We start from the raw sequence: 5,247 nt of genomic DNA on the forward strand, positions 1-5,247 counted from the left end.
GGCGAGATAGGCTGGGTATTTTTAAAATTTTTAGCTGGATAGGCGGCGGGATATTCTCCTACCAGAGCGTTACAATATTTTGTCATTAATTCGAGGGTACAGCGTTACACTATTTGAATCTTAACAAGCGATAATACGGGAAATTCAAAAGTACCGTTTCAAGAAAAAAATGTTCAAACCAGGTGTTTTGCCGGAGAAGCGGGTGCCAGATCTCAAAACGGCTTTGCCAAAGCTTGAATAAACCGTGTGGAAAGTGATCAAATGGTCTCAAATTGGAACATTAAGGGAAGGAGTGCGTTTATATATGGCCTCCCAAAGTTGCGACTCACGAGTATAGCATAAGTGTCTCCTTAAGGAATGGGTTTTAAATAACTTGCCCATTTCAAAACAAGCGACCATTGTAGGCCCTACGTTTGAAGATTCTAATTGGGCATCTTATTTCGTGCTCATTCCTAAAAGTTGATTATTATGCATTCGTTATTGCTTGAAAATACATAATAAATCATCTCCCAAGAGAGTCCAATTTATTTTTCTGGAACACTATAGAAGCGTTCCAACTTTAAAGGCGACAAAATATTTGTTGAGGGTGTTAAGTTGTTCTGAACTTTCTGATAGTAAAACGAATCATTGTGTGATATTTATCACTCGATGTTCGAGTTTTTTTTAGTTGACTTTTCAAGAGTACTATTTGCCAAGGCTTTTCATGGTTTTTTAACTTTAAATTGATTCTGAAAGACTTCTCAAAAAAAGCTTGAAATGCCCGTCATTTGGTAATTTTCAAAAGTCAAGAATTAAAAACTTGAACATCGAGTATCAGCAAAATTTTTAAATTGAATTCTAAGGACAGGAGGAAAGCTTGAGCATTATACCCGAAACAGAATATGAAGGTCTGCCACTGATCAGACAAGGAAAGGTCAGGGATATTTTTGATACGGGCGATGCCCTGCTCATGGTTACAACCGACCGGCTTTCAGCCTTTGACGTGGTATTGCCCGACGCCATTCCGGATAAAGGCAAGGTATTAAACCAGATTTCACTATTCTGGTTTAAACAAATGGAAAGTATTGTTAAAAACCATATTATCAGTACGGATGTAAATGATTATCCGGTGCAGTTTCACAAATACAAAGACAAGCTTGAAAGCCGCAGCATGCTGGTGAAAAAAGCCCAACCCATGGCTGTGGAGTGTATTGTAAGAGGCTATATTTCAGGATCATGCTGGAAATCCTATCAAGCCGAAGGTCATGTATGCAATATCAGGCTGCCCCAGGGTCTAAGGGAGTCCGACAAGCTTGAAACGCCTTTGTTTACCCCCTCCACCAAGGCGCAAATCGGTGATCATGACATCAACATCGGTTTTGATGAGGCTGTAAATATTATAGGGAAGAAAATCGCAGAAAAACTGCGGGACCTAAGCCTTGAAATTTATAACCGGGGTTCTGCCCTTGCCCTGGAAAAAGGCATTATTATTGCGGATACAAAATTTGAGTTTGGCCTGCTTGATGGTGAAATTATCCTTATTGATGAAATCATGACACCGGATTCATCCAGGTTTTGGCCCTTAGACGATTATACACCCAGCAGGGGACAGAAAAGTTTTGACAAACAGACTGTCAGAGACTGGCTGATCAATTCAGGCTGGGACAAAACCCCGCCAGGCCCTAAACTGCCCCAGGAAATCATTGATAATACCAGTAAAACCTACAAGGAAATCTTTACCCGGCTGACTGGTCAAACCATCTGATCCATGACCGCAATGACTTTTACGGATATCCCGGTGTCTGAGGTTGATCTTTCAGACACCGGGTTTCGCATTACAGAGCCCTGCCATGATATTGAACATCTGAAGTCATCCATATCCCAATATGGCATCATGGTCCCGCCCCTGGTGTTGTGCGGACAGGATAAATACATTGTGGTGTCCGGGTTTAGGCGGATTGAAGGGGCCAGGCATGTCGGCCTCTCCCGGATAACCTGCCGTGTCATGCCGGCAGGAGAAAACCTTGATGCTGCCATGGCTGCTGTAACCGAAAATTCATTTTCAAGGGAACTGACGCCTGCAGAACTCATTCGGGCAACCGTTCTTTTATTGCGTTTTATGGATGCCCATAGTATCGTAAAAAATGCAACCGCTATCTTCAACATGCCGCTGAATGCCGGATATATTAATACACTGGCGCGTATTCATGCCATGCCGGATACTGTTCTCGATCTTCTGGATCAAGGTCAAATATCCATTAAGGCGTGTAAACATCTTGTGTCCATGGAGGCAGATACCCTGGCCGGGTTTTTACATCTTTTTTCCAAAATCAAAGCCTCATTGGGCATCCAGATGGAAATCATTGCATGGGCAAAGGAGATATGCGCCCTTGAAAAAATAAGCCTGTCAAGACTCATCCGGGAAAGTCCTTTAGGGATCACGAATGGAGATGAGATAGGGCAGGGGGGCAGCTGTTTTGGGCACAGGGATATGGGTGCCCTTGGAAAGCAGTTCAAGGCGTTTCTTGCCCAAAGACGTTTTCCTGCACTTACAGCAGCTAAAAATAAGGCCCGGGAACACATCAAGGACCTTGAACTGGATTCCGGACTTCAACTGGCAGTTCCTGAAAACTTTGAGGGAATAGTTTATGCCATGCACATGGAATTTAAAAATATGGATGAGTTTAAAACACGCCTGAACCGCCTGGCTGAACTTGCAGACCTCAACGACTTCAAATCCCTTGTGGACAGATAAATATGATCAATCCAATCCGGGTATTCTTGGACAAGGATCTGGCTCTGACGCCGGAAATTGAGTACCTGATCTCAAAAGTCAAACCCACACCGGAAAAGGTTGCGGACTCAAGACCTGTATATGACCTGATCAACCAGGCTGATGATCCCGTGGGCTTTGCCAAAAAAGTGCTTTACATCACCAGCAACAAGGGGGCCCTGATCCGCCAATGCCCAGGCACCAGCTACTACACTTGCTGTGATTACACCATTTTGCACTGCGGTACCTATTGCACCATGGATTGCGCCTACTGCATCCTGCAGGCCTATTTTCATCCCCCCGTGCTCCAGTATTTTGCAGGCTTTGACCAGTACAATGCCGCACTGGACCCGGTTTTTCAAGGGAACAATATTTTACGTATCGGTACCGGCGAGTACACAGACTCCCTGATCTGGGAACCTGTCAGCCTGATGCCCCAATTCTTGGTTGAAAAATTTGCAGCCCAGGACCGGGCGATTCTTGAATTGAAAACAAAAACCGTCAATATAGACTCCCTTCTGGACCTGAACCATAACCGGAAAACCATTCTGTCCTGGTCAGTGAATACCCCTGAAATGATAGCATCCCAAGAGCGGGGCACAGCCAGCCTTTCCGCACGGTTTAAGGCGGCAGCCAAAGCCGTGTCAAAGGGATTTCGGGTGGCATTTCATTTTGACCCTATTTTCCTGTATCCCGGATGCGAACGTGCTTATGAAAAGGTGGTTGAGGCCATCTTTGCCCATGTCAGCCCGGAAAATATTGTATGGATTTCCATCGGCACATTCAGGTTCATGCCCCATTTGAAATCAATCATTGAAGCACGGTTTCCAGATTCAACCATCCCTTACGGTGAATTCATTGCCGGGCTTGACAATAAAATGCGTTATTTCAAGCCATTACGCATAGCCATGTATCAGCGCCTTGCGGCCCTGTTCCGGCAGCTTGCCCCCGAAGTTGCTGTCTATTTTTGCATGGAAGATGAAGAGGTGTGGATGAAAACATTTGGTTTTTTCCCGGGAAAGCCCAAAGCGCTTGCCCATATGCTGGACCGGGCTGCCGCAGACCGGTGCGGACTTGCCAGTCGCCTGTTTTAGACTGTTTTACAAGTGGTATAATTTCAGGTAGTTGGGTTCCATTAAAGTAACTTCTCAATAAGTGTGGGCGATTATTAATTTGGAAGGCATTAGGTTCTGTTGACATTTTAACGTAACCATATCAAAGCGAATGTCCAAACATGATCCGTTGGGCAGAATCAAATCTGAAGCGAAGACCTTCTGCTCAGGCAAGGGCAGGTGCAAACTCATATGCGGTCTGGCAAAGTTGTAGAAAGCTTGGAAGAAGGTCACACGCCGCCTCATTTGGGTTCGATCCTTGCAGAAACACTGGCTTTTTCTCACCAGAGGCGTCAAGGCATGACGAAGCGTAAGATTGAGACGTTCAATCAAACTGGTACTAATCGACAGCCCCAATCCGGCCAGGCGCCCGGCACCGCAGCAAACCCGATGCATCAACTCTTGAAGTCTTCCTTGACGCTTCTTTTTGATCAGCTGTCCATAGACCAGATCCGGGTGAGGTTCCTTTACAGGTTCCTTGGGACGGCCTCGCTTTCCTGTGCGCGGAAACGTTATCTGGGTATAATAGACCTCAATCAGAGCCGACAGATAACAACTGAATCCATCACTGAAAAAGCATGGCACCCCAAAGACCACGGCAGCCGTCATCTGTATCAGTTGCAAGGCACTCTCAAACGTTCTCGGGCCGACAAACGTCGCCAGGATGAGGCGAAACTCCGGAGCAAAACTGATCCACACCCACTGCCGCCCGTCCTCGTTCTGATCTCTGCTTTCCCCATCCGCTTCGGCCTGCTGTGCATGCTTACGCTTGATAAAGCTCCACATCTCATCAAGTTGTACTTCTGTGACCGGCAAGTCTCTGAGCAGGTTCGTGTTAATTTCATGAGCTTTTTGCGCAGCACGATTGAGCCACATCAAAACCGTTTCTTCGGTGACGCCCAGGACAAAGCTATATCCGTCAAACCGACTTTGACCAAAAGCATCTTCAAAGCCATCATCACCTTGTCTTCCGGGGTCCTCAGGTCAAAGAAGACGGTATCGCGTGTCCCGGCAAAGGAGTGTTCACATTTGTTGCAGTGAAAGATACGTCGTTTTCAGCTCTGGGTCATATACTCAATGTTCAAATTCTTAATTCTTGAAAATTACCAAATGACGGGCATTTCAAGCTTTTTTTGAGAAGTCTTTCAGAATCAATTTAAAGTTAAAAAACCATGAAAAGCCTTGGCAAATAAAAAAAACTCGAACATCGAGTAATAAATCATCTTCCAAGAGAGTCCAATTTATTTTTCTGGAACACTATATATCGGAACGGAAGAGTCCTGCCGAAAGTTTGTTGAAGCAGTCCTTTGGGTTCTTCGCAGTGGTGCGCAGTGGAGATTACTGCCACCGGACAGGGGCAAGTGGAACAGCGTATACAAACGC

Annotated in this window: 5 protein-coding genes; 4 read left to right on the forward strand and 1 reads right to left on the reverse strand. The window is 45.5% G+C overall.

Annotated elements, in window-relative coordinates; translation table 11 throughout:
* The first annotated feature begins 856 nt into the window (after positions 1 to 856).
* From AB7U36_RS17640 to AB7U36_RS17650, 3 genes are read left to right on the forward strand one after another with little or no spacing between them, the layout of a single operon-like run.
* Entirely contained in the window at positions 857 to 1,744 is an 888-nt protein-coding gene (locus AB7U36_RS17640; protein WP_428160992.1) for a phosphoribosylaminoimidazolesuccinocarboxamide synthase, read from the forward strand.
* Positions 1,745 to 1,747: 3 nt separating this feature from the next.
* Positions 1,748 to 2,734: a ParB/RepB/Spo0J family partition protein gene (locus AB7U36_RS17645; protein WP_428160993.1), complete on the forward strand. Its 987-nt coding sequence runs from the start codon at positions 1,748 to 1,750 to the stop codon at positions 2,732 to 2,734.
* A gap of 2 nt (positions 2,735 to 2,736) precedes the next feature.
* The gene (locus tag AB7U36_RS17650; protein WP_428160994.1) at positions 2,737 to 3,846 is read left to right on the forward strand and encodes an SPL family radical SAM protein; all 1,110 of its coding nucleotides are present in this window, start codon (positions 2,737 to 2,739) and stop codon (positions 3,844 to 3,846) included.
* Between the two features lie 54 nt (positions 3,847 to 3,900).
* Here AB7U36_RS17650 and AB7U36_RS17655 read toward each other — a convergent pair whose 3' ends face one another.
* A complete protein-coding gene (locus AB7U36_RS17655) occupies positions 3,901 to 4,740 on the reverse strand; it encodes a hypothetical protein (protein WP_428160995.1) in 840 nt (279 codons plus the stop codon).
* 387 nt (positions 4,741 to 5,127) lie between these two features.
* On the opposite strand from AB7U36_RS17655, the gene AB7U36_RS17660 reads away from it, so the two are divergent.
* Positions 5,128 to 5,247: transposase (locus tag AB7U36_RS17660; RefSeq protein WP_428160996.1), on the forward strand; the 120-nt coding region annotated here is incomplete at its 3' end.

It is taken from the genome of Desulfobacter sp. (assembly GCF_050177295.1).

What these genes read in the sequence shown, in the direction of transcription:
- AB7U36_RS17645 (WP_428160993.1), top strand. Translation starts at nt 1,748, where the DNA reads ATGACCGCAATGACTTTTACGGATATCCCGGTGTCTGAGGTTGATCTT.
- AB7U36_RS17650 (WP_428160994.1), top strand. Translation starts at nt 2,737, where the DNA reads ATGATCAATCCAATCCGGGTATTCTTGGACAAGGATCTGGCTCTGACG.
- AB7U36_RS17655 (WP_428160995.1), bottom strand. Translation starts at nt 4,740, where the DNA reads ATGTGGCTCAATCGTGCTGCGCAAAAAGCTCATGAAATTAACACGAAC.